Origin of the sequence: Streptomyces sp. NPDC001714 (assembly GCF_042892755.1) — a bacterium.
Classification (GTDB): Bacteria; Actinomycetota; Actinomycetes; order Streptomycetales; family Streptomycetaceae; genus Streptomyces.
Genome location: NZ_JBIAUL010000037.1, coordinates 1 through 24,185 on the forward strand (window position 1 = coordinate 1; position 24,185 = coordinate 24,185).

Annotated in this window: 19 protein-coding genes; 13 read left to right on the forward strand and 6 right to left on the reverse strand. The window is 72.7% G+C overall.

The features are described 5' to 3' along the window. Nucleotides 1-155 precede the first annotated feature (155 nt). Both ACFY0P_RS48745 and ACFY0P_RS48750 read right to left on the reverse strand, forming a co-directional pair. Complete coding sequence (locus tag ACFY0P_RS48745; protein ID WP_388928951.1) at nt 156-1,160, reverse strand: Gfo/Idh/MocA family oxidoreductase; 1,005 nt, start codon at nt 1,158-1,160, stop codon at nt 156-158. A gap of 139 nt (nt 1,161-1,299) precedes the next feature. After that, nucleotides 1,300-2,466: a phytanoyl-CoA dioxygenase family protein gene (locus ACFY0P_RS48750; protein ID WP_388929001.1), complete on the reverse strand. Its 1,167-nt coding sequence runs from the start codon at nt 2,464-2,466 to the stop codon at nt 1,300-1,302. A 122-nt stretch (nt 2,467-2,588) separates the two neighbouring features. Here ACFY0P_RS48750 and ACFY0P_RS48755 point away from each other — a divergent pair, with 122 nt between their 5' ends. Next, on the forward strand, nt 2,589-3,620 hold the full coding sequence (locus ACFY0P_RS48755; RefSeq protein WP_388928952.1) for a LacI family DNA-binding transcriptional regulator: 1,032 nt from the start codon (nt 2,589-2,591) through the stop codon (nt 3,618-3,620). Nucleotides 3,621-3,756: 136 nt separating this feature from the next. Here the strand turns inward: ACFY0P_RS48755 and ACFY0P_RS48760 are convergent, their stop codons facing one another. Beyond that, complete coding sequence (locus tag ACFY0P_RS48760) at nt 3,757-4,104, reverse strand: cupin domain-containing protein (RefSeq protein WP_388928953.1); 348 nt, start codon at nt 4,102-4,104, stop codon at nt 3,757-3,759. A gap of 130 nt (nt 4,105-4,234) precedes the next feature. Here ACFY0P_RS48760 and ACFY0P_RS48765 point away from each other — a divergent pair, with 130 nt between their 5' ends. From ACFY0P_RS48765 to ACFY0P_RS48775, 3 genes are all read left to right on the forward strand, one after another. Continuing rightward, the gene (locus tag ACFY0P_RS48765; RefSeq protein ID WP_388928954.1) at nt 4,235-4,747 is read left to right on the forward strand and encodes a hypothetical protein; all 513 of its coding nucleotides are present in this window, start codon (nt 4,235-4,237) and stop codon (nt 4,745-4,747) included. A 96-nt stretch (nt 4,748-4,843) separates the two neighbouring features. Beyond that, on the forward strand, nt 4,844-5,701 hold the full coding sequence (locus ACFY0P_RS48770) for an intradiol ring-cleavage dioxygenase (RefSeq protein ID WP_388928955.1): 858 nt from the start codon (nt 4,844-4,846) through the stop codon (nt 5,699-5,701). A gap of 5 nt (nt 5,702-5,706) precedes the next feature. Beyond that, a complete protein-coding gene (locus ACFY0P_RS48775) occupies nt 5,707-6,768 on the forward strand; it encodes a maleylacetate reductase (RefSeq protein ID WP_388929002.1) in 1,062 nt (353 codons plus the stop codon). Nucleotides 6,769-6,870: 102 nt separating this feature from the next. On the opposite strand, the gene ACFY0P_RS48780 is transcribed toward ACFY0P_RS48775, so the two are convergent. Continuing rightward, complete coding sequence (locus tag ACFY0P_RS48780; RefSeq protein ID WP_388928956.1) at nt 6,871-8,070, reverse strand: cysteine desulfurase-like protein; 1,200 nt, start codon at nt 8,068-8,070, stop codon at nt 6,871-6,873. 108 nt (nt 8,071-8,178) lie between these two features. Between ACFY0P_RS48780 and ACFY0P_RS48785 the strand changes: the two genes are divergently transcribed. Continuing rightward, nucleotides 8,179-9,114 carry a LysR family transcriptional regulator gene (locus tag ACFY0P_RS48785; RefSeq protein ID WP_388928957.1) on the forward strand — a complete coding sequence of 312 codons (936 nt, stop codon included), beginning with the start codon at nt 8,179-8,181 and terminating at the stop codon, nt 9,112-9,114. Nucleotides 9,115-9,143: 29 nt separating this feature from the next. Here the strand turns inward: ACFY0P_RS48785 and ACFY0P_RS48790 are convergent, their stop codons facing one another. After that, nucleotides 9,144-9,509, reverse strand: coding sequence for a helix-turn-helix transcriptional regulator (locus tag ACFY0P_RS48790; protein WP_093497714.1), 366 nt, complete (start codon nt 9,507-9,509; stop codon nt 9,144-9,146). Between the two features lie 200 nt (nt 9,510-9,709). Beyond that, nucleotides 9,710-10,084, reverse strand: a complete 375-nt coding sequence (locus ACFY0P_RS48795) for a hypothetical protein (RefSeq protein ID WP_351485866.1) — start codon at nt 10,082-10,084, stop codon at nt 9,710-9,712. Between the two features lie 958 nt (nt 10,085-11,042). Here ACFY0P_RS48795 and ACFY0P_RS48800 point away from each other — a divergent pair. The 8 genes from ACFY0P_RS48800 (at nt 11,043) to ACFY0P_RS48835 (ending at nt 24,185) form a co-directional block, all read left to right on the forward strand. Further along, nucleotides 11,043-12,521 carry a sugar transferase gene (locus ACFY0P_RS48800; protein ID WP_388928958.1) on the forward strand — a complete coding sequence of 493 codons (1,479 nt, stop codon included), beginning with the start codon at nt 11,043-11,045 and terminating at the stop codon, nt 12,519-12,521. 73 nt (nt 12,522-12,594) lie between these two features. Next, a complete protein-coding gene (locus ACFY0P_RS48805) occupies nt 12,595-13,920 on the forward strand; it encodes a nucleotide sugar dehydrogenase (RefSeq protein WP_388928959.1) in 1,326 nt (441 codons plus the stop codon). Further along, a complete protein-coding gene (locus tag ACFY0P_RS48810; protein WP_388928960.1) occupies nt 13,910-15,175 on the forward strand; it encodes a glycosyltransferase family 4 protein in 1,266 nt (421 codons plus the stop codon). The genes ACFY0P_RS48805 and ACFY0P_RS48810 overlap by 11 nt, the downstream gene beginning before the upstream one ends. Further along, complete coding sequence (locus ACFY0P_RS48815) at nt 15,172-16,545, forward strand: YveK family protein (protein ID WP_388928961.1); 1,374 nt, start codon at nt 15,172-15,174, stop codon at nt 16,543-16,545. Before ACFY0P_RS48810 ends, ACFY0P_RS48815 begins: the two co-directional genes overlap by 4 nt. Continuing rightward, complete coding sequence (locus tag ACFY0P_RS48820) at nt 16,542-18,065, forward strand: Wzz/FepE/Etk N-terminal domain-containing protein (RefSeq protein ID WP_388928962.1); 1,524 nt, start codon at nt 16,542-16,544, stop codon at nt 18,063-18,065. The genes ACFY0P_RS48815 and ACFY0P_RS48820 overlap by 4 nt, the downstream gene beginning before the upstream one ends. A 3-nt stretch (nt 18,066-18,068) precedes the next feature. Continuing rightward, a complete protein-coding gene (gene asnB / locus ACFY0P_RS48825) occupies nt 18,069-20,003 on the forward strand; it encodes an asparagine synthase (glutamine-hydrolyzing) (RefSeq protein ID WP_388928963.1) in 1,935 nt (644 codons plus the stop codon). Nucleotides 20,004-20,019: 16 nt separating this feature from the next. Continuing rightward, nucleotides 20,020-22,206, forward strand: coding sequence for a bi-domain-containing oxidoreductase (locus ACFY0P_RS48830; RefSeq protein ID WP_388928964.1), 2,187 nt, complete (start codon nt 20,020-20,022; stop codon nt 22,204-22,206). Next, nucleotides 22,203-24,185 (forward strand): alginate lyase family protein, encoded by a 1,983-nt coding sequence (locus ACFY0P_RS48835; protein ID WP_388928965.1) that lies wholly within the window; start codon nt 22,203-22,205, stop codon nt 24,183-24,185. Before ACFY0P_RS48830 ends, ACFY0P_RS48835 begins: the two co-directional genes overlap by 4 nt.

Genomic DNA, 24,185 nt, shown 5'->3' on the forward strand with positions numbered 1-24,185 from the left:
TGGGGCTCCCCCGGGCCGGGGGGGCCCGCGGGGGGGGGGCCCCCGGGGCGGGGGGGGGTGTGGGGGGGGGGGGGGGGGGCCCGCCCCGGGGGGGGGGGGGGGGGGGGGGGGGGTGCCGGCCCCCCCCCCCGCCGTGGCAGGAGTGTCCGCGGGTGTCAGGCGCCGCGGACCTCCGCGATCGTGACCGGCCGGTGCTCGTGCAGGGACAGCGTGCAGGCGTCGGCGATCCAGCCGGCCTCCAGGGCGTCCTCGATCGTGCACGGGGAGGGCCGGGTGCCGGCCACGACCTCGGTGAACGCGGTGAGCTCGGCGCGGTAGGCCGCCGTGAACCGGTCCATGAAGAAGTCGTGCGGGGTGCCCGCGGGGAAGGTCACGCCCGGCTCCACCGAGCGCAGCGGGAGCTTGTCCTCCAGGCCGACGGCGATGGAGTCGGCGAAGCCGTGCAGCTCCATGCGGACGTCGTAACCCCGGGCGTTGTGCCGCGAGTTGGAGACCACCGCGATGGTGCCGTCGTCCAGGGTGAGGATCGCGCCGGTGGTGTCGGCGTCGCCCGCCTCCTTGATGTACTCGGCGCCCCGGTTGCCGCCGACCGCGTACACCTCGGTGACCTCACGGCCGGTCACCCAGCGGATGATGTCGAAGTCGTGCACGGAACAGTCCCGGAAGATCCCGCCGGACGCGGCGATGTACGCGGCCGGCGGCGGGGCCGGGTCCAGGGTGGTGGAGCGCACGGTGTGCAGCTTGCCGAGCTCGCCCGCCCGGACGGCGGCCCGGGCGGCGACGAAGCCCGCGTCGAAGCGGCGGTTGTAGCCGATCTGGATCGGCACGCCGCTGTCCTGGACGGCCTTGAGGACCTCGACGCCCTCGGCCATCGTCTTCGCGACCGGCTTCTCGCAGAAGACCGGGACACCGGCCTCGACACCGGCCAGGATCAGGGCCGGGTGCGCGTCGGTGGCGGCGGCCACGACGATGCCGTCCACACCGGCGGCCAGCAGCGCCTCGGGCGAGTCCACGACATCGGCACCGAACTTCTCCGCGGCGGCCTTGGCGGCGTCCGCGAACGGGTCGGTGAAGACGAGCGACTCGACGACGTCGAGCCCGGAGAGAGTCTCGGCATGAAAAGCACCGATACGGCCGAGACCGAGGATTCCGATACGCATTGAGGGTTACTCCTTGATGTTGATATGTGCGGCGCCACCAGGTGCCCCCAGGGGCGCGGGGCTGTGTCAATATGCGGCTGCCGCCTAGTGGGCGCGACCAGCCCCGACGAACCCGCAGACGACCACGGCCTGTCGGCCCTCAGCTCTCCCGCCGTACCGCCGCGTGCCGCAACCCGTCCCGCAGCACCCGCGGCGCCCACCCCTCCCGCAGCGCCCGCCGCACGAGGTCCGCCTGCGAGGGCGGGGCGATGCCGTCGACCGGCGGATCGCTGTCGAGGTTGGTCGGGAACGGGTAACCCTCGGCGCTCGCGGCGATGACGTGCTCCAGCCACGCCTCGCCCGCCCCCTCCGACCGGCGCCGGCGCAGCACCGGGTAGACCGCGTTGGCCACCGCCTCCCGGTCCACGGTCTCCATGGCCCGCCCGAACGCGGACGACACCTGGAGCAGGTTGGCCATCCGGCGCACGTCGAGGGTCCGGTTGGCGCCGGCCGCGTGGAACACCGCCGGGTTGAAGAACACCGCGTCGCCCTTCGCGAGCGGCAGCTGTACATGGCGGGCCTTGAAGTACTCCTGGAACTCCGGCCGCCGCCACGCCAGGTAGCCGGGCTCGTAGGTCTGCGAGTACGGCAGGTACATCGTCGGGCCCGACTCCACCGGCATGTCGCAGTGCGCGACCGCGCCCTGCAGGGTGAGCACGGGGGACAGACGGTGCACATGGGCCGGGTAGGCCCCGGCCTGCTCGTCGGAGAGGAAACCCAGGTGGTAGTCGCGGTGCGCGGTCTGCGCCGCGCCGCCCGGGTTCACCACGTTGACCTGCGAGGTGATCTGGTAGCCGGGGCCCAGCCAGGCCCGGGACACCAGGGCCAGGACGTCGTTGGCGTAGTAGTCGGCGAACGCCTCGGGGTCGTACAGGGCCGCTTTCTCCAGGGCGTTCCACACCCGCTCGTTGGCCCCGGGCGTCGCGAAGTGGTCGCCGGCCCCCGCGCCCGACTCGTGCTGCTCCGAGATGAGCGCCTCGAACACCGCGGTCGCCCGGTCGACCACGCTCGGATCGGGGAACGCACCCCTGAAGACGACGACGCCGGGACCGTCGGTCAGGGCGCGGACGAGTTCGGTCCGCACCTCGTGGGCCGCGCCGGCGGTGCGCAGCCGCTCGCTGTCGTAGACGAGGACGCCGTCCTCGACGGCCGAGGCGTGCGGGTAGACGGCAGGGTCCGTGGTCCGCTCGACCAGGGCACGGAAGGTGTCCAGGTCGCAGTCCTGCTGCGAGAGCCAGGGGCGGCCCTGTTCGGCGGCGAGGGACATCGGTGTCCTGCTTTCGGTCACGGCCGCGGTCACGGCCACGGCGGGGCTCTGCCATTCTTGTCAGCACAAACCCCTCGAACAACCAGCAGCGACCCGTCAAAAACCCCTCAAGGAGGCAGCCCGTGGGCCACCCCTTCCCCATCCGTGAGATCGCCCGTCAGGCAGGGCTCAGCGAGGCCACCGTGGACCGGGTGCTGAACGGCAGGGGCGGCGTCCGGGAGAGCACCGCCCGCGAGGTGGAGCGGGCCATCGCCGATCTGGACCGGCAGCGCACCCAGGTTCGGCTGGTCGGCCGTACCTTCATGGTCGACATCGTGATGCAGGCCCCCGAGCGGTTCACCACGGCCGTGCGCGGCGCGCTGGAGGCCGAGCTGCCCGCACTGCACCCGGCGGTGGTGCGCTCCCGGTTCCACTTCCGGGAGACCGGGCCGGTGGAGGAGCTGGTGCGGACGCTGGACCGGATAGCCCGCCGCGGCTCGCAGGGCGTGATCCTCAAGGCGCCGGACGTCCCCGAGATCACCGCCGCCGTCGGGCGCCTCAGGTCGGCGGAGATCCCGGTCGTCACCCTCGTCACCGACCTGCCCGCCAGCGGCCGGCTGGCCTACGTCGGCAGCGACAACCGGGCCGCCGGCGCCACCGCCGCCTACCTGATGGGCCAGTGGCTCGGCGACCGGCCCGGCAACGTCCTCACGAGCCTCAGCAGTGGCTTCTTCCGCAACGAGGAGGAGCGCGAGATGGGCTTCCGCAGCGCCATGCGGGCCCGGCACCCCGAACGCACCCTGGTGGAGATCGCCGAGGGACAGGGGCTCGACGCCACCCAGTACGACCTGGTCCGCGCCGCCCTGCAACGCGACCCGGAGATCCGAGCCGTCTACTCGATCGGCGGCGGCAACATCGCCACCCTGCGTGCCTTCGCCGACCTGGATCGCGAATGCGCCGTGTTCATCGCCCACGACCTCGACCACGACAACACCCGGCTGCTGCGCGAGCACCGCCTGTCCGCCGTCCTCCACCACGACCTGCGCCAGGACATGCGTGAGGCCTGCCACCTGGTGATGCGCGCCCAGGGCGCGCTGCCCCCGGCGGGTCCGACCCTGCCGTCGGCGATCCAGGTGGTCACGCCCTACAACATGCCCGCGGCCACGACCCGCTGAGCGTGCTCGCAGGCCGGACCGGCTGGGCGTGCTCGCAGGCCACGACCCGCTGAGCGGGCTCGCAGGCCGGACCGGCCGGGTGGGCTCGCAAGCCGGACCCGCCGGGTGGGCTCGCAGGCCGACCGGCTGAGCGGGCTCACAGATTGATCGCGTATGCCTTGCGCAGCATCTCGTGCACCGTCCACGTCGTACGGTCGCCCGCGCGTAGTACGGCCATGTCCCCCGGGCCCACGGTGAACGTCGCCCCGCCTTCGACCTTGATCGTCGCCGAGCCGCTGACCACCACGAACAGCTCGTCCGCCTCGGTGTCGGTGACCACGCCCGGGGTGATCTGCCAGATTCCGCGGATCTGCTTCCCGTCGGCCGACTCCCAGAGCACCTTCCCGGCGACCTCGGGCCTGCCGGAGACGATCTGCGCCGGGTCGAGCGGGTCGGGTTCGAGTTCGGCGTCGGGGATGTGCAGGGCGAAGCTGTGCGTCGTCATACGGCGACCCTAGCGAGCCCACCGCCGTCCCGGCCGTGGACAGGGTGTGCGGCATCCGGCCTGGTGGGGGGACACTTCGTCGGGTCGTGCCCGGTGGCGGCCGGGCCCGGCACGGGTGATCGTGGAGGACATGCCCGACTCCCCGGCCGCCGTTGCGGAGCCGCGCGCGCACGACACCCGCGAGGCCGTCCTGTTCGGCGGGGTCTACGGCGCCGTGCTGGCCTGCTCGATGGTGGCCGCGCTCACCCAGTACGGCCACACCTCCGAGGCCAGCCGCCGCTACGACGCCCTCTGGCTCCTGGTCACCGCCTGCGCCTCCGCCCTGGCGCACGGCTACGCCCACTACATCGCAGAGCGGGCCCCGCACCGGCGCTGGGACGCGCTGCACACGCTGGCCGACGAGTGGCCGCTGGTCACGGCCGTGCTGCCCACGGTCTTCCTGCTCGCGGGCGCAGGCTGGGGCTGGTGGCCGCCCAAGGGCGTCGAGTACCCGGCGTTCGTTCTGAACATCGTCATCCTCTTCGGCCTCGGCCTCGTCACCGCCCGCTGGGCGGCGCGGAGCTGGCCCGCCGCCGTGCTGATCGGCGCGGTGGACGCGCTGCTCGGGGTGATCGTGGTGGTGGCCAACGCGCTCATCAAGTAGGCACGGTGAGCAGGTGCGGTGCGTGGCTGCGGTTCATTGAACGGTGAACGGTTTACGATCACCCGAGGGCACTGTTCCTCCGGGCAAGGAGCCGGCATGACCACCGATGACGCAGTCACCAGCAAGGCCGTCGACAGTCTGCGGGGCACCGACGACCCCCGGCTGCGCGAGTTGCTCACCGCGCTGATCCGCCATCTGCACGCCTTCACGCGCGAGACCCGGCTGACCCGGCACGAGTGGGAGGCGGCGATCGCGTTCCTCACCGAGACCGGGCAGACCTGCACGGACACCCGGCAGGAGTTCATCCTGCTCTCCGACGTGCTGGGCCTTTCGATGCTGGTCGAGACGGTCAACGGACACAGCGACCCCGGCAGCACCGAGTCGACCGTCCTCGGCCCCTTCCACATGACCGAGTCCCCGGTCCGGGAACTCGGCGCCGACATCGACCTGGTGGGAGCCGGCGAACCGTGCGTGGTCAGCGGTGTCGTCCGCTCCGCCGACGGCACCCCGCTGCCCGGCGCGGTCCTGGACGTGTGGCAGGCCGACCCGAACGGCTTCTACGACGTGCAGCAGCCCGGCGTCCAGCCGCCCGGCAACGGCCGCGGCCTGTTCACCGCCGACGACGAGGGCCGCTTCCGGTTCCGGACCTGTGTGCCCAGCGCCTACCCGATCCCGACCGACGGCCCGGTGGGCGCCCTGCTGAAGGCCACCGGACGGCACCCCTACCGCCCGGCCCACATCCACTTCATCGTCTCGGCGGCGGGGCACGCGCCGGTCACCACGCACATCTTCGTCGCCGGCGGGGAGTATCTGGACTCCGACGCGGTGTTCGCCGTCAAGGAGAGCCTGGTCGAGGACTTCACCCCGACCGACGACCCCGCCCTGGCCGGCGAGTACGGCGTGCCGAACCCGTTCCGGCACGCCCGCTTCGACCTGGTCCTGGAGCGCTCGTGACCCCCTTGGACTTCGTGCACGAGACCCGTCCCTCCCGGGTGGTCTTCCGCCCCGGCGCCGCGCTCACCGCACCCGCCGGGGAGGCCCGGCACCTCGGGCTGCGGCGACTTCTCGTGCTCAGCGGCGAGCGGGGCGCGGAGACGGCGCGGGCGGTCGCCGACTCGCTCGGGGACGCCTGCGCAGGCCTGCACACCGGGGCCCGGATGCACGTCCCCGTGGAGGTCGCCGACCGGGGTGTCGAGGCGGCCCGGGCCGCGGGCGCCGACGGCTGCGTGGCCGTCGGCGGCGGCTCGGCCATCGGCCTCGGCAAGGCCGTCGCGCTGCGCACCGGACTCCCGCTGATCGCCGTTCCCTCGACCTACGCCGGCTCCGAGATGACCCCGGTCTGGGGTCTGACCGAGCACGGCGTCAAACGCACCGGCCGCGACCCCGTCGTACTGCCCCGCAGCGTCGTCTACGACCCCGAGCTCACCCTCTCCCTGCCCGTCCCGCTCTCGGTGACCAGCGGGATCAACGCCCTCGCCCACGCCGTCGAGGCGCTGTACGCCCCCGACGGCTCGCCGCTGGTCGCGCTGATGGCCGAGGAGGGCGTACGGGCGCTGGCGGGCGCGCTGCCGGAGATCGCCGCGGCCCCGGACGGCGTACCGGCCCGCTCCCGCGCCCTGTACGGCGCCTGGCTGTGCGGATCCTGCCTCGGAGCCACCACCATGGGCCTGCACCACAAGCTGTGCCATGTCCTCGGCGGCACCTTCGGCCTCCCGCACGCCGAGACCCACACCGTCGTCCTGCCGTACGCCCTCGCGTTCAATGCGCCCGCCGCCCCGGAGGCGGCGGCCGCCGTCGCCCGGGCCCTAGGCGCGGACGACGCCCCGACCGCCCTCCAGGAACTCGCGGCCCGCCTGGGCGCACCCCGCTCCCTGGCCGGACTCGGCCTGAAGGAAGCGGACTTGGCGGTCGCCGCCGCCCAGGTCGCCGGGCAGCCGTACGCCAACCCGAGGCCGGTCACGACCGACGACGCCCTGACCGTGCTCCGCGCGGCGTACGAGGGCGGCCCGGCCCGGGCGTGACGGCCGCCTGGCGGCACCACCGCCGCGGCGCCGGCGCGGTGGACCCTTCGGGCCGGACCGCAGGGCGCCGGCCCTGCCGCCCGTGCTGCCGGTCCGGCCGGTTCAGACGAAGTCGGCGAGCCCGCCGAGGAAGCGGTCCACGTCCTCGGCGGAGTTGTAGGGGGCCAGGCCCGCGCGCAGGGCGGGGTCTTGGAGCTTGAGCGCCGTGAAGGGTTCGTAGGCGTAGAACGACCCGGCCGGTGCCACCACGGCCCGCGCGGCCAGATGCGCCTGGGCCTCGCGGGCGTCGCGGCCCTCCACGGACAGCAGGAGCGTCGGGGTGCGGTCGGCCGCCTTCGAGTGCACGGTGATGGCGTCGCCCAGGGACTCCAGGCCTTCCTCCAGCCGTGCGCGCAGGGTCAGTTCGTGCTTGTGCACCGACTCCAGGGAACGAGTGAGGCGCTCCCTTCGCGAGGCCCCGGAGCCCGGGTCCAGGTCGGCGAGGAAGTCGACGGCGGCGGTGACGCCCGCCAGGATCTCGTACGGCAGGGTGCCGAACTCGAAACGCTCCGGCACGGCGTCGGGGGACGGCAGAAGCTTGTCCGGGCGCAGGGTTTCGAGGAATCCGGGTGCCGCGGCGAGCACCCCGCAGTGCGGTCCGAGGAACTTGTACGGCGAGCAGACGAACATGTCGGCGCCGAGGGCGGGCACGTCCACGAGGTGGTGCGCGGCGTAGTGCACGCCGTCCACGTACACCAGGGCGCCGACTTCATGGGCGCGGTCGGCGATCCGGCGCACCGGCGGCTCGGTGCCCAGCACGTTCGACGCCGCCGTGACCGCTACCAGCCGGGTCCGGGACGTCAGGGCCCGCTCGTAGGAGTCGAGGTCGAGCTCCGTGGTCTCCGGGACGATCTCGATCCAGCGGACCGTCACTCCGGCGCGCTCGGCGGCCTGGACCCAGGGCCGGACGTTGGCGTCGTGGTCGAGGCGGCTGAGGACGATCTCGTCACCCGCGCTCCAGGTCCTGGCCAGGTGGCGGGAGAAGTCGTACGTGAGGTGCGTGGCGCTGCGGCCGTGGACGACACCGCTCGCGGGCACGTTCAGCAGATCGGCGCAGGCGGCCCGGAAGTCCGCGACGGCGCGTTCGGCGTTGAGCTCCGACGGGCTGACGGTGCCCCGGTTGGACAGGGGACCGGTCAGTGTCGCGGCGACGGCGTCGGCCACGGGGCGGGGAGTCTGCGTTCCGCCCGGACCGTCGAAGAAGGCGAGCCCGGTGGCGAGGGAGGGGAAGTGGGCCCGCAGGGCGGTGAGGTCGATGGCCATCGTCTCTGCTTTCTGTCGGGCGGAGTGCCTGGCGTCGCGGTGCCTCTACTCTGGCCTCGGCCCCGGGACACGTAAAGCGATGGATCACGAAGAGAAAGTTCATGAACCGTGAAGGCTCAGCCGGATCTGAAGCTCCTGGCCACCTTCCTGGCCGTCGTACGCCGCGGCTCGATGGCCGAGGCCGCGGCCGAGCTCGGCTACGTCCCCTCGGCGGTGTCCCAGCACATCGGCGCGCTCGAACGCGACATGGGCGTCGAACTGATCACCCGCCGCCCCGGCAGCCGGCTGATCCTCACCGCGGCCGGCCGTTCCCTGGCCCGGGCGGCCGAGACGCTCTTCGACGCGACCGCGCGCTTCCAGGACGCCGCCCACGGCATCGCGAACCGTGAGATCGCGGAACTACGCGTCGGGACCTACCCCAGCGCCATGACGTACCTGCTCCCTCAGGTCCTGTCCACGCTCGGGGCGCGCCGGCCCGGCCCCCGGATCCGGCTGGTCGTCGTGGAGACGGACGAGGGGGTGCCGAGGGTGAAGTCGGGGGACCTCGACCTGCTCGTCGCCTACCGCTACCTGCCCGAGGATCCGCCGGCTCCCTCCGAGGCGTTGACGATCACGCTCCTGGGACGCGAACCGCTGCTCCTGGTCACGGGCGCCGAGCAGGGGCGCCGCCGCCCGGTGGAGCTGGCCGAGTGCCTGGAACGGGAATGGGTCTCGGGCCACACCCACAACCCCGACCGGCGTCTGCTGCACCGCTGGGCCGGCGAGCTCGGGATCGCTCCGCACGTGGCGTTGGAGACCGAGGACCTGCACAGCATGCTCGCCATGATCCGGGCGGGCCTCGCGGTCGGCCTGATCCCGGCCACGCTCCTCGGAGCGGGAGACGACGCCGGAGTCGAGAGGGTCGCTCTGCCGTCTGGGGCCGCTCCGCTGCACCGGGAGATCCTCGCCGTCGGCAGACCCGGTGCCCGCTCCCCGCTCATCGACGAGCTGGTCACCCTCCTGGCCGGTGCCGTGGCCGGCGCGCGGCCGGCACCGGCGACCTGATCCGGCCGGACGCGCTCGCCGACCGCCGGTCAGCCGCGGCTGCTCGTGGACATCGGCGGAGCGGACGCGTCGGCCTGCCGCAGTTCGGCGAGGAGCACGTTCTGCCCGTCGAGGAGCTCGGTGAGGATGCGGCGGGCCGCTCGCAGGAGTTCGGCGACGTCCCCGCCGGCCAGTGCGTAGCGGACGGTGGAGCCCTCCCGGGTGGACACCACGATGCCGGAGCGGCGCAGGACGGCCAGTTGCTGGGAGAGGCTGGACGGTTCGATCTCGATGTCGGCGAGCAGATCCCGGACCGGGACGGGCCCGTGCTGGAGCAGTTCCAGGACCCTGATCCGTACGGGGTGCCCGAGCATGCGGAAGAAGTCCGCCTTGGCCTGGTAGAGGGGGACTTGCATGACCGCTCGCTCTCTGCCGGGACGGGTGGGGTGGGCCGCCGAGGTGCGGCGGCGCCTTGCGACACCGCCGCACCGGCCCTGTACGGCCGATCCTTGTCGCCCGGGGCCGTGCGCAGGCATGAATTGGGATCATGCTGATGTGGTCACTTGAAGAAGTTTTCACATCATGGGCGCACGAAGTCCCGGAACCTGGACCGTCGCTAGACCTCGAGTTCCTCCTCGACCCGCTTCAGCTGGTGACGGGCCATGGCGAGGTTCGAGCGCCCCTTGTCGAGCACCAGATACAGGAACAGGCCGTTCCCGCTGCGCCCGGTGATCAGCCGGATGAGGTGATACTGCTTCTCCAGTGTGATCAGGATGTCCTCGATCCGGCTCTTGAGGCCCAGCTCGCCCATCGTGCGCACCTTGGCCCGGATGACATCCGTGTTCCCGGCCGCCGCGACCGTCAGATCGAGGTCCTTGCCCCCGCCCAGGGTCCCCAGGGCCATGCCGCTGGTGTAGTCGACGACCGCGGCTCCCAGCGCCCCCTCCACCCCGGCCATCATTTCCTTCAGCGACACTTCCACGCTCGCCATACTGGCGCCTCCCCTTCGAATGTCGACGGCGGCGGACCGGCGGTCGCCGACCCGCCCGATGTACGGACCGTAGGTGGGCGGAAGTGCCACCGGGACGGCGTCTCCGGGTCTGGCGAATGCTGGCCGATCGGCTGCGCCCCCAGTCCGTTTGGGCGACGGAAACTGGTGGGATGCAGCACGAAGTTGACACCGCGCCCTCCGGGGCCATGGGCGCGAGACGTGCGGCACCGCTGTCGACGAGCTCCGCGAGCAGAGTGGTGAAGATCGGTTCCCCTGTGCCGTCGACCGTCCGCTCCGCCACCGCCGCCCCGTGCTCACCCGACGAGAATGCGCCGAACAGGCCTTGAATGCGGCCTAGTTGGCGAGCCGGGACGCCCCGGGGTGCCGTCGGCGCCGGCAGTCCGGAGAGTTCGCGTCATCGCAGGTCACCAGGCGCGTCCTCCGTCACCGGGCTACCCGGGGTCGGTTGCCTGTCTGTTGCCCCGGCGTCAAATCATGGGCACAAATTCCACACAACCCTCTCTTCAGGCGGGCGCAGATGGTCTAGATTGACCGTGCTTCGCATGGTGGGACACGGGGCCACAAATGATGATCTATGGGTCAGGCGATACGGACGGCCAGTAGCGGCGTCTGTGCCGCCGGGCGTGGGGATGATCAACTCCTGGGGTCCGAGAGGGACTTCGGGTGCGGGGAGCACCCGGGGTTCCGACAGGCTCCCGTGCACCTCGGAGCCTGGCAGGGGCATGCAAGGCCGCTACCGGAAGGGCGGGTCGTACAAGCAGCGCCGAAGTAGCCGGGATGTCGTACGCGGAGGGCGGGGGCCGTCCGCGGAAGGAACAGCGCGGCGCGGGGAGCCGGGGGGCCTCCCGGGGGCGGAAGCGTGCGGGGGGCGGGGGCCTCCGGGGGGAGGAAGCGTGTCAGGGCACCATGTCGAACCACTGGGGACCGGGGGGTTTCTGTGCGACAGGGGGGACTAGTCGGCCCTTTTCCGCCGGCGCGCGGGCGTCTGGCGAACGGGTCGGTCAACAGGCCGGCGATCGAGTGGGAGCAGCGGTACCGGCGTACCGTGATCATCAGCGACACCGTGGCCACCGCCTTCGTGGTGGCGGGGATCGGCGAGTTCTTCGGGGCCCGGGACGCGGCCAACTGGCACGAGAAGTGGGGGATCCTCGCTTTCGGCACCGAGCTGCTGGTGCTGTCGGCGCTCGTGGTGGGCCGGTCGTGGGCTCCGGCCGTGCTCGGTCAGGGCGCCGAGGAATTCCGCCGGCTGGGACGCTCGCTGTTCGCGGCGACCGTCGTCCTGGCGCTCGGCGGGATCGCCCTCACCTCACGCAACATCAAACTCTGGATCTTCGTGGCGATCCCCGCGATCGGGCTCGTCACCATGACCGCGCGGTATCTGCTCCGCCTCGACCTGCACAGACGGCGCAAGGACGGGCGGTGCCTGAGACCGGTGCTCGCCGCCGGCAGCCCGGCCACCGTGGGCGACCTGATCACCCGGACCCGCAAGTACCCGCACATCGGCTGGCGGGTCGAGGCGGTGTGCACGACGGACGGTCGCGGGACCGACGGTGACGAACTGGACGGCGTACCGGTCGTCGGCGGACTGGCGGACGTCGCCAAGCACGTCCGTCACGACGGCTACCGGGTCGTCGCGGTCACACCGGACCCGCACTGGACACCGGACCGGTTGCAGCGGCTGGCCTGGAACCTCGAGGGCAGCGATGCCGAGATGGTCGTGGCCCCGGTGCTGATGGAGGTGGCCGGTCCCCGGCTGCACGTCGACGCGGTGCTCGGGATCCCGCTGCTGCGGGTCAGCCTGCCGACCTTCACCGGGGGCCGCCGGGCGATCAAGGAAGTCGTCGACCGGGTGGGAGCGGCGGTCCTGCTGCTGCTGTTCGCGCCGCTGATGGTGTCCGTCGCGCTGCTCGTGCTGGTGAACAGCCGGGGCGGGGCATTCTACAGCCAGCGCAGGGTCGGCAAGGACGGCCGGGAGTTCACGATTCTCAAGTTCCGCACCATGGTCGCCGGGGCCGACCGGGCACGTGCCGACCTCGCCGACCGCAACGAGGGCGCGGGGCTGCTGTTCAAGCTCCGCCGGGATCCGCGGGTGACCCGGGTGGGAGCGGTGCTGCGCCGGTACTCGATCGACGAACTCCCTCAGCTCTTCAACGTGCTGAGCGGATCGATGTCGCTCGTCGGCCCGCGGCCTCCGTTGCCGGAGGAGTGCGCCGCGTACGACCCGGACATTCGCCGGCGGCTCCTGGTCAAGCCCGGTCTCACCGGCCTGTGGCAGATCAGCGGACGCAGCGATCTGCCGTGGGAGGAGGCGGTCCGCCTCGACCTGCGGTACGTGGAGGACTGGTCGCTCGCCCTCGACACAGTGATCTTGTGGAAGACGATGCGTGCGGTGCTCCACGGGCAGGGGGCCTACTGATGCGCGGGGGGCGCCGTCCGGCCGACGTGCGGACCGCAGGCCACCAGGGCCTGCCTGGGGGGAGGGACGAGTCATGAGAGTCAGCGTTTTCGGGCTCGGCTACGTGGGCTGCGTATCAGCCGCGTGCCTGGCCAGCATGGGCCACGAGGTCATCGGGGTGGACGTGAACCAGGTGAAGGTCGACCTGGTCAACGACGGCAAGGCCCCGGTCGTGGAGGAACGTATCGGCGAGCTCCTCGCCGAGGTCGTGCGGACCGGAGCCCTGCGCGCCACCGGCGACGTCCGCGAGGCGATCACGGGCAGCGAGGTGTCGCTGGTCTGCGTGGGCACGCCGTCGGAGCCCAACGGCAGCCTGTGCACCACGTACCTGGAGCGGGTCACCGAGCAGATCGGCACCGCGCTGGCCGAGGGGGCCGAGAAGGGGGGCCGGCATACCGTCGTCTTCCGCAGCACCATGCTCCCCGGCACCTGTCTGAACCTGCTGGTACCGATCCTGGAGAAGAACGTCGGCGGCACGGCCGGGGTGGACTTCGGGGTCGCGGTCAACCCGGAGTTCCTGCGCGAGGGCACGAGCGTGCGGGACTTCTTCGACCCGCCCAAGACCGTGATCGGCGAGCTCGACCCGGCAAGCGGTGACACGGTGGCGGCGCTGTACGACGGCCTGCCCGGCGAGGTGTTCCGGGTGCCGGTCCCGACGGCCGAGGCGATCAAGTACGCGGACAACGCGTTCCACGGCCTCAAGATCGGCTTCGCGAACGAGCTGGGGGCGGTCTGCCAGGCGCTCGGCGTGGACTCGCACCAGGTGATGGACGTGTTCCTGGCCGACCGCAAGCTGAACATCAGCCCCGCCTACCTGCGGCCCGGCTTCGCCTTCGGCGGCTCCTGCCTGCCCAAGGACCTGCGCAGCCTGGTCCACGCGGCCCAGCGGGCCGACGTCTCGGTACCCATCCTCGCCCACGTGCTGGCCTCCAACTCCGACCATCTGCAGCGCGCGGTGGACCTGGTCGAGCGCACCGGCAGGCGCCGCGTGGGGATGTTCGGGCTGTCCTTCAAACCCGGCACCGACGACCTCCGCGAAAGCCCCCTCGTCGAGCTGGCGGAACGTCTCTTCGGCAAGGGGTACGACATCAAGATCTACGACGCCAACGTGAGCCTCTCCCGGCTCATCGGCGCGAACCGCGAGTACATCGAGACCCGGCTGCCGCACCTCGCGCAGCTCCTCGCGGACTCCGTCGAGGAAGTGCTCGACCACGCCGAGGTGTGTCTGGTCGGGACCAGGGAGCCCGCCGTGCTGGCGGCGCTGCCCCACGGCGAAGGACCCGTGATCGTCGACCTCGTCCGCCTTCCCGACGCCGAGACGCGCCGGGCCGAACCGGGGTACATGGGCCTTGCTTGGTAACCCGACCGGCGCCGCCGGGACCGACCGGCGCGCGCTGATCCTGGTGGAGAACCTGTCGGTGCCGTTCGACCGGCGGGTGTGGCAGGAGTGCACGACACTGCGCGACGCCGGCTGGACGGTGCACGTCATCTGTCCGCAGGGGACCAAGCGCGACACGGAGCCGGAGGCGGTGATCGACGGGGTGCGGATCCACCGCTACCCGTTGCGCGCGGCCACCGGAGGACCGGCCGGCTACCTGAAGGAGTACGGATCGGCGCTCTGGCACACCGCCCGGCTGGCCCGCAAGGTCGGCCCGGTCGACGTGGTCCACGCCTGCAACCCGCCCGACCTGCTGTTCCTGCCGGCCCTGTGGCTCAAGCGGCGCGGCGCACGGTTCGTCTTCGACCAGCACGACCTGGTACCCGAGCTGTACCTCTCCCGGTTCGACCGCGGCAAGGACCTGCTCTACCGCGCCGTGTGCGCACTGGAGCGGCGGACCTACCGGGCCGCGGACATCGTCCTCGCCACGAACGAGAGCTACCGCGACGTCGCGGTGCGCCGTGGCGGCCGGCGGCCCGAGGACGTCTTCGTGGTGCGCAGCGCGCCCGCGATCGAGCGGTTCCAACCGGTGCCGCCCGAGCCGGAGCTGAAGCGCGGCAAACCGCATCTGCTCTGCTACCTCGGTGTCATGGGCCCTCAGGACGGCGTCGACTACGCCCTGCGGGCCCTCGCGAAGCTCCGCGACGACCTCGGCCGGACCGACTGGCACGCGGTGTTCGTCGGCTCCGGCGACGCCTTCGACGCGATGGTGGAGCTGTCCCGGCGGCTCGGGCTCGGTGACCGGGTGCAGTTCACCGGGCGCATTCCGGACGCCGACCTGGTGCGCTACCTGTCCACCGCGGACGTCTGCCTCTCCCCGGACCCGCGCAATCCGCTCAACGACGTGTCGACCATGAACAAGGTCCTCGAGTACATGGCGATGGGCCGGCCGATCGTCTCGTTCGACCTGAAGGAAGCGCGCGTCTCCGCCGGCGAGGCCGCCGTCTACGCGCCCGCCAACGACGAGGCCGAGTTCGCCCGGCTCGTCGCGCAGCTCCTCGACGACCCGGACCGGCGGGCCCGGATGGGCAAGATCGGCCAGGAGCGGGTCGGCGGGCCGCTCTCCTGGCGCAACTCGCAGGCGTCGCTGCTTGCTGCCTACGCCGCCGCCTGCCGTGACCACACCCCGGTGTCGGCGGTCGAACAGGTTCGAACAGGGAAGAGGCAGCGCAGTTGAGCGAGGAATCGATACGTCTGGTCACCATCGGGCGGATATTCCGCCGGCGCTGGCGGTTCCTCGCCGTCCTCGCCGTCGTGGGCGCGCTCGTCGGCTACGGCGCCTCGGTGGTGTTTCCGCCGCGGTACACGACGTCGGCGTCGGTCCTGCTGCCCGGCCAGTGGGAAGAGCGCGCGCTGCTGACCCAGGTGGACATAGCGACCAGCTCGACCGTGGTCGACCGCGCGGCCGCCGCACTGAACTGGCGGGACGTCAGCGCCGCCGAGCTGCGGGACCGGGTGACCGCCTCGGCCGCCGACGGGAACATCATCAAGATCTCGGGTACGGCCGACACTCCCCGGCGCGCGCAGCAGCTCTCCGACCAAGTGGCCGCGCAGTTCGTCAAGTTCGCCGCCCGGGTCGCGGGTGGCGGCACCGACTCCGCGGCGGCCACGGAGGCCGAGGCGCTGCGGAAGCAGGTCGACGAGACCAACCGCCGCATCACCGAGCTGGCCGACGCGGCCGATCCGGGGCAGACCGTCGAAGGCGTGCAGGCCCGGACGGAGCTCGAGAAGCTGAGCACCTCGCTGGAGGAGGCCATGACGAAGCTGGACGAGGCCGACCCGGCGACCAACAAGGCCGGCATGGTCGTCATGGGCCCGGCGGCCCGGCCGACCGGCGAGGCGCCGCCGACGCGGTTGCAGTTCATCGGCGCGGGTGCGCTGCTGTTCTTCCTGCTCGCGGTCGTCGGCCACCTCGCCGCCGCACGGATGAACCGCCGGCTGCGCACCGAACCGGAGATCACCGCGGCGCTGGGCTCGGCGCTGCTGGGCACCGTCGAGGTGCCCGGTGACCGGCGCGTCGCGCACCGGCCGGAGGGCGGTGGCCCACGGGTCTTGATCCGCCGCCTCCTCGGCGTCGACACCCGGTGGGACCTGCCGACCCCGCCGAGGTCCGACGACGAGGCCGCTCGACGGATCCGCTACCGGCGGGTCTGCGCCCGTCTCCGGGACCAACTGCCCGCGCCCCGGCGGCTGCTGGTGGTCGTACCGGACGGCGACGAGATCGCCCGCCGGGCCGCCGGGCAGCTCGTCGCCGAGGCCAAGGGCGATCCGCAGCTGCGGGTGGTGGAGGTCTCGGTGGACCGGCCGGTCGTGCCGGACCGCGACACCGAGGCCGGTGCCCTCGTCGTCCTCAGCGCGGGCAGCTGGACCGCGGAGGAACTCGCCGGGATCGCCGAGGCATGTGCGGACGGCCGGCACGAGGTCCTCGGCATCGTCGTCGCCGACCCGGTCCGCGCCCGTCAGACACGGTCCGCCGGCCACCACCCGCCGGACGACGCCACTCTCGCACTCGCGGTTCGCGGCCCGGCCACAGGAGGTTCAGCGTGACGACCAGCACGACCGCGGAGTCGTCGGCCGCCGCTCCGCTTCTCGATCTCCAGGCCCTGGTGGTGTCGGTGCGCAGGCGCCGCCGCCTCTGGTACGCCACGGCGCTCCTCGGCCTGCTGGGGGGCTCCGGGCTGGCGGTCGCGATGCCGCCGGCGCCGACCGCGGTGACCGAAGTGCTGGTCGCGCACGAAGCGGACCAGCCGAACGACACCGGAACGCTGATCCGCACCGACGTCCAGCTGCTCCAGACCACGCAGATCGCCGACAAGGCCCTGCGGTCCCTCAAGTCCGCGGAGAAACCCGAGGACTTCCTCCAGGACTACAAGGGCGCCGGCCTGACCAACAACCTGCTGCAGATCACCGTGACCGGCGACACCGACGCCCAGGCGGTGGCCCGCGCCAAGGCGCTGGCCGACGCGTTCGTCGCGGACCACGTGCAGCGGATGCAGCGGACCGCGCAGGCCGAGGCCCAGGCCCTGCTCGACCAGCGCGACCGCATGCGGGACGAACTCGCCCAGGTCAACAAGGAGATCGGAAACCAGCAGGCGGACAGCGACCCGAAGGCGTCGGCGACCCTCGAATCGCTCTTCGCCCGCCGCGCCGAACTCAACTCGCGCATCGCCGACTTCGACGAGCGCGCCGCGGACGCGCGGACCGGCGCACCCCAGGTCGTCGCCGGCACACAGATCGTGGACGCCCCGCGCGCGCTGCGGCACTCCCTGCCCAAGGCCGTAGCCACCGACTCGGCGATCGGCCTCGTCCTCGGGCTCTTCCTCGGGCTCGCGGGGGCCGCGGTCGGCACGGTGGTGGCGGACCGCCCCGTGCTGCGCCGGGACATCGCGGCGAACCTGGGCGCCTCGGTCATCGCGGAGCTGCCCCGCCGGCCGGGCAGGCCGTGGCAGCGCCGACGGACCCGGCTGACCCGCGAACGGCTCGCCGCGTCCCTGGCCCGCACCGTGCGCGGCTCCGCGGAACCGGTGTCGCTGCTGGAACTGGGCTGTGCCCGCGGCGCGAGCGTGATCGCCCTGGACCTCGCCAGGGCCCTGACGGCGGAGGGGCCGGTCACCGTCGTCGACGCGCTGCCCCGCCAGCAGCTGGCGGGCCGCCGGCAGCAGAAGCCGGGCGACCCGACCGTGGTCGGTGCCGAGCATGCCGCGACCGTGCCGCCCCAGGAGCGCCGGATCGGCGTCGGCTCGGTGGCGCCCGGCACGGCCTGGACCGACCTCCAGTACCTGGGCACCCAGACCGTGCTCGTGGTGCGGGCCGGGCACGGCAGCGCCGCCTGGCTGCACACCGTGGCCCGGCAGCTCGCGGACCAGCGCATCCCGGTGATCGGGGTGGTCCTGATCGACCCCGATCCACGGGACCGCACCGACGGCACCCTGTGGGACGGGCTGCAGACCGCGCTGCGCGGCCGGAGCGAGCGGCCGGCCACGCAGGCGGGGACGGGCCGACGGCGGACCGAGCGGCAGCCGGTGTGGGCCGTCCGGGGCCCGGACAACGACCAGGAGGCGCGGTAACACATGTGCGGCATCGCAGGCACCTACCGATGGCCGGACGGAAAGATCGTGACCGACCGGCTCACCGACACCCTCGCCCACCGCGGTCCGGACGGATCGGGCCGGTACAGCCACCCCGTGGGCGACGGCGAAGTGCACCTCGGGCACCGCAGGCTGGCCATCATCGACCTGTCCGACACCGGCGCCCAGCCGATGGTCTCGGACGGCCTCGTCCTGACGTACAACGGCGAGCTGTACAACGCGCCCGAGCTGCGTGCCGAACTGGCGGCCACCGGGGTGCGCTTCCGCGGCACCTCCGACACCGAGGTGCTCCTGGAGGCCTGGCGGCGCTGGGGCACCGACTGCCTGCCCCGGCTGCGCGGCATGTTCGCCTTCGGGATCTTCGACGAGCGGACCGGCGACCTGGTGCTCGCCCGCGACCAGCTCGGCATCAAGCCGCTGTTCCTGCTCCGGCGCGGCGGCGGCCTGGTGTTCGCCTCCGAGCTCAAGGCGCTCGCCGTCGCGACCGGCCGGTCGCTGCAGGTGGACCCTGCGGCGCTGGTCGCCTCGCTGCTCTACTACTGGGTGCCGGACTCCCGGTGCGCGTTCCGCGAGGCGGAGAAGCTGGAACCGGGGAGCTGGCTGAGGTGCCGGCCCGACGGCCGGGTGGAGCGGGGCCGGTTCTGGAACCTGAAGGACGTCGCCGCCGAGGGCCGGGAGCGGGCCCTGGCCGGCGAGCAGCCGGACCTGGCCGCCGTCGTCGAGGAGTCGACCCGGCGCCACCTGCTCTCCGACGTACCCGTGGCGACCTTCCTCTCCGGCGGCCTCGACTCCAGCTGGCTGACCGCGCTGGCGGCCCGCCACCGACCCGGGATCTCCGCCTACACGATCGGGTTCCGCGCCGAGGACGCCAGGTTCGAGGCGATGCCGGACGACCTGCGCTACGCCCGTCAGGTGGCCGGGAAGTTCGGCGTCGACCTGCACGAGATCGAGATCGCGCCGAACGTGCTCGACCTGCTGCCGCAGATGACGTACCACCTGGACGAGCCGATCGGCGACCCCGCCGCGATCAACACGTACCTGATCTGCATGGCCGCGCGCGAGGCCGGGGTGAAGGTGATGCTCTCCGGGATGGGCGCGGACGAGCTGTTCGCCGGCTACCGCAAGCACCTGGCCAACCTGATCGCGCTGCGCTACCAGCGCGTCCCGCGGCCTCTGCGGCGCGGGGTGTCCGGGGCCGTGGACCGGCTGCCGGTCGCGACGAGCCGCCGGGGGTACCGGTCGGTGCGCTTCGCCAAGCGGTTCCTCTCCTTCGCCGACCTGCCCGAGGAGACCGCCTTCCGGCGCAGCTACACCATGTACGACCAGGACGAGTTGCTCGCCCTTCTCGATCCCGACCTGGCCGGCACGGTCCAGGACGTGCTGACCGAGCACGCGGACGTCTACCAGGACAACGACCTGGACGACTTCGTCAACCGGATGTGCCTCGCCGACGCCCGGATGTTCCTGCCGGGCCTGAACCTCACGTACACGGACCGCTCCAGCATGGCCGCCTCGACCGAGGTACGCGTGCCGTACGTGGACGTCGAGGTGGTCAAGGCCGCGTTCGCGGTGCCCGGCGACCGCAAGATCGTCGGACGGCAGGGCAAGGCCGTCCTCAAGGAGGCGGCCACCTCGATCCTGCCCCGGGAGATCGTGTACCGGCCCAAGGGCCTGTTCAGCGCCCCGCTGCGGGCCTGGATGAGCCGGGACCTGGCACCGCTGGTGCGTGAGGTGGTCGACGACGGCGAGCTCGTTCGCTCCGGGTTCCTGCGCCGCGAGGCGCTGCAGCGCCTCGTCGCCGAGGACGCCGCCGGACAGCGGGACTACTCCAAGCATCTGTGGCACGTACTGACCCTCGAGTACTGGTATCGCGACGCGACCTCCGGGTCCGGCCAGAGCACTCGGTTGACGGCTTAGGAATCAGGGGACTTCGGTGAAGCAAGTTGTGCAGAACTACAAGAGCGGCGAGCTGGCGGTGCTCGACGTTCCGGTTCCGGGGTGCAAGCCGGGCGGTGTGCTGGTCCGCAGCGCCTACTCGCTGATCTCCACCGGCACCGAGCTCATGAAGGTGTCCGAGGCCGGCATGTCGATGCTGGGCAAGGCCCGCTCCCGGCCGGACCAGGTGGCCAAGGTCATGCAGAGCGTGGCCACCAACGGGGTGCCCGCCACCTACCGCAAGGTGATGGGCAAGCTGGACTCCTACACGCCGCTGGGCTACTCGCTGTGCGGGGTGGTCGAGCAGGTCGGCGACGGCATCGACGACGTGAAGGTCGGCGACCTCGTGGCCTGCGCCGGCAACGAGCACGCGCTGCACGCCGAGTTGAACTGGGTGCCGAAGAACCTCTACACCCCGGTGCCGGACGGCCTCGCACCGCGTCACGCCGCCTTCGGTACCGTCGGGTCGATCGCGATGCAGGGCGTCCGCCAGGGCGAGCCGCAGCTCGGCGAGGTGGCCCTGGTCATCGGCCTCGGCCTGATCGGGCAGCTGGTGGTCCAGCTCCTGGCCGCCGCCGGAGTCCGCGTCGTCGGCGCCGACCCCGACCCGGCGCGCTGCGAACTCGCCGCGCGCCTCGGCGCCGTGGCCTGCGGCGACCCCGCGTCCGCGGCCGTGGAGACCGCCGTCGCCGAACTCACCGGCGGACACGGCGTGGACCAGGTGTTCCTGGCCGCAGGCGGCGGCAGCAACCAGCCCGTCGAGCTGGCCGCCCGGCTCTGCCGGGACCGCGGCCGGGTCGTCGACATCGGCAAGTGCCGCCTGGACCTGCCGTGGAACGCGTACTACGAGAAGGAACTCGACGTCCGGTTCTCGCGTTCGTACGGCCCCGGGCGCTACGACCCGGAGTACGAGCTGGAGGGCCGCGACTACCCGATCGGCTACGTGCGCTGGACCGAGCGCCGCAACCTCGCGTGCTTCCTCGACCTCGTCGCCCGCGGCAGCGTCGACGTGGAGCCTCTGATCTCGCACGTCGCCGACTTCGACGACGCGGTCGAGACGTACCGGCGGCTCAAGGACGGCGAACTGAAGGCCGTGGCCGTGCTGTTCCGGTACCCCGAACAGGCGGAGGCAGGAGAGGCCGAGGCCCCGTCGGTGGCCGTGCCCGCCGTGCGCCGCAGTGGGGGAGCGGCCGCACCCGCCCGGGCCGCCACGTCACCGGTACGCCTCGCGTTCGTCGGCGCGGGGAACTACGCCACGTCGATGCTGCTGCCGCACCTGGCCCAGCGCGACGGCGTCGAGCTGTCGACCGTCGTCACCACGACGGCGCTCTCCGCGGCCAACGCGCAGCGCAAGTTCGGCTTCGCCGAGGCGACCACCGACCTCGACGCCGTGCTCGGCGACAAGTCGATCGACGCGGTGTTCGTGGTCACCCGGCACAGCTCGCACGCCGAACTGACCCGGCAGGCGCTCCTCGCGGGCAAGACGGTGTTCGTGGAGAAGCCCCTGGCCCTCACCGAGGACGAACTGGCCGGCGTGCTCGCGGCGGTGGAGGAGTCCGGCAACGACCGGCTGCAGGTGGGCTTCAACCGCCGGTTCGCGCCGCTGCTGACCGAGGCCAAGCAGCGGTTCGGCGCCCGGACCGGACCGGCGAGCCTGCGCTATCTGGTCAACGCGGGCCAGTTGCAGCACGGCAGCTGGTACCTCCGCCAGGGCACCGAGGGCTCGCGGTTCGAGGGCGAGGGCGGGCACTTCGTGGACACGGCGAGCTGGCTGCTCGACGCCGACCCGGTCTCGGTGTACGCGGTCGCTCCCTCCGGCAACGAGGACCTGCAGGTCGTACTGCGCTACCCGGACGGATCCACCGCCACCATCAGCTACGTCACCACCGGAGCGCCCGGCTTCCCCAAGGAGACGGTGGACCTCCTCGCCGACGGCAAGGTGCTCAAGCTCGACGACTTCGTCCGTGCCTCGGTGTACGGCCGCAAGCGCTGGGTGAGTTCCCGGCTTCCGAAGGCCCGCGACAAGGGCCAGAACGCCGAACTGGCCGCGTTCGTCAAGGCCGTTCGGACCGGCGGGCCGATGCCGGTGCCGCTGGAGTCGCTGGTCGCCACCACGGCGGCCACCCTCGCCGTGCGGAGCGCCCTGGCCTCCGGCGCGCCGGTGACGTTGGAGCGGGCACGATGACTGTGATCTCGGGGAGTGCGGGCTGGTACCTGCGGCGCCTCTCCCGGATGGGGCCGCGGGAGGTCGCGGGCCGGGTGGGCGACACGGTGCGCAGACGGCGGTGGCGGTCCGCCCGGCCGGACTGCCCGACCGTGACCGGTGCCCGGTTCACCGCCGTCCTGCCCGCCGGGACGCTCGCCGCGGTGCCACCGGACGCCGCGAAGCGTCTCGTCGCCGAGGCGGACCGGCTGATGTACGGGCACGTCGAGTACTTCGGGGTGGTCCGCGACGACCTCACCGACCCGGACTGGTGGTGCGACCCGAAGACCGGGCGCCGGGCCCCCTGGGGCTACGCCTTCGACGTGCCGTACCGCAACGAGGACGCGGTCGGGGACATCAAGCAGATCTGGGAGCTGTCCCGGCACCAGTACCTCACCGTGCTCGCCGCCGCCTACGCGATCACCGGGAACGAGCGGTACGCCGAGCGCGTGGCCGAGCACCTGCGGTCGTGGTGGACGGCCAACCCCCCGCTGCGGGGCGTGCACTGGATCAGCGGCATCGAGCTGGGCATCCGCCTGCTGTCCTGGGTGTGGATCCGCCGGCTGCTCCACGACTGGCCGGGTGCGGCCGGGCTGTTCGAGGACAACCCGGTGGCGCTGAACCAGATCTGGCACCACCAGCGCTGGCTGGCCGCCTTCCCCAGCCGGGGGTCCTCGGCGAACAACCACGTCATCGCCGAGGCCGCCGGGCAGTTCGCCGCGGCCTGCGCGTTCGGCTGGTTCCCCGCCTCGGGGCGCTGGCGGGCCGACGCGCTGCGGTCGCTGGAGCGGCACCTGCGCGGCAACACCTTCCCCTCCGGCCTCAACCGCGAGCTGGCCACCGAGTACCACGGACTCGTGCTGGAACTCGGCCTGGCCGCGGTGGCCGAGGCGGATGCCGCGGGCGTGCCGGTCCCCGCGTCCGTCCGCCTGGTGCTGCTGCGGATGACCGACGCGCTCGCGGCCGTCGTGGACAACCGGCTGCGGCCGCCGCGGCAGGGGGACGCGGACGACGGGCACGGTCTGGTCGTGGACGGCGCGGGCACCGACCGCTGGGCCTCGCTCCTGGCCACCGGCGACGCCGTGTTCGGCCGGCTCGACTGGTGGCCGGAGGCGACCGGCACCGATGTGCGCACCCCGCTGCTGGCCGCGCTCATCCGGCGGTACCCGCAAGACGGAACCGGGACCGGGACCGGAACCGCACCCGTGTCCCGCCCGGCGCACCGCCCGGCCCACTTCGCCGACGCGGGGCTCACCGTCCTGCGCGGTCCGGGAGAGATCTGGTGCCGCTGCGACGGTGGCCCGCACGGCTTCCTGTCCATCGCCGCGCACGCCCACGCGGACGCGCTGTCCGTGGAGGTCCGGCACGACGGGGTCGACGTGCTCGCCGACCCGGGGACGTACTGCTACCACGGGCAGCCCCAGTGGCGGCAGTACTTCCGGTCCACCCTCGGCCACAACACGCTCCGACTGGACGGCGCCGACCAGTCCGTCTCCGGCGGCCCGTTCCTGTGGACCCGGCAGGCCCGCACCCGCGTGCTGTCCGTGGACACGTCCGGCGAGGACGTGGCCCGCTGGTGTGCCGAGCACGACGGGTACCAGGGCTCCGTGCACCGCCGCCGGGTGGAGCTGACGGCCGCGAGCCAGGAGCTGAAGGTGGTCGACGAGGTGCGTGGCCCGCACCGGACCGTGCAGCTGGCCTTCCACCTCGGCCCGGAGATCGCCGCGGACCTGGTGGGGAACCGGGCGGTGCTCACCTGGATCCGGGACGGCGAGGGGCGTTCCGCCGTGCTCGACCTGCCCGGGCAGCTGTCCTGGCGGGCGCACCGCGGTGAGACCGATCCGCCGCTCGGCTGGTACTCCGCGGGATTCGGGCGCAAGGAACCCAGCACGACGCTGGTCGGCACCGGCTCGACCGACGGCGCGGGCGGGTTCACCACCGTGCTCAGGTTCGGCGGCTAG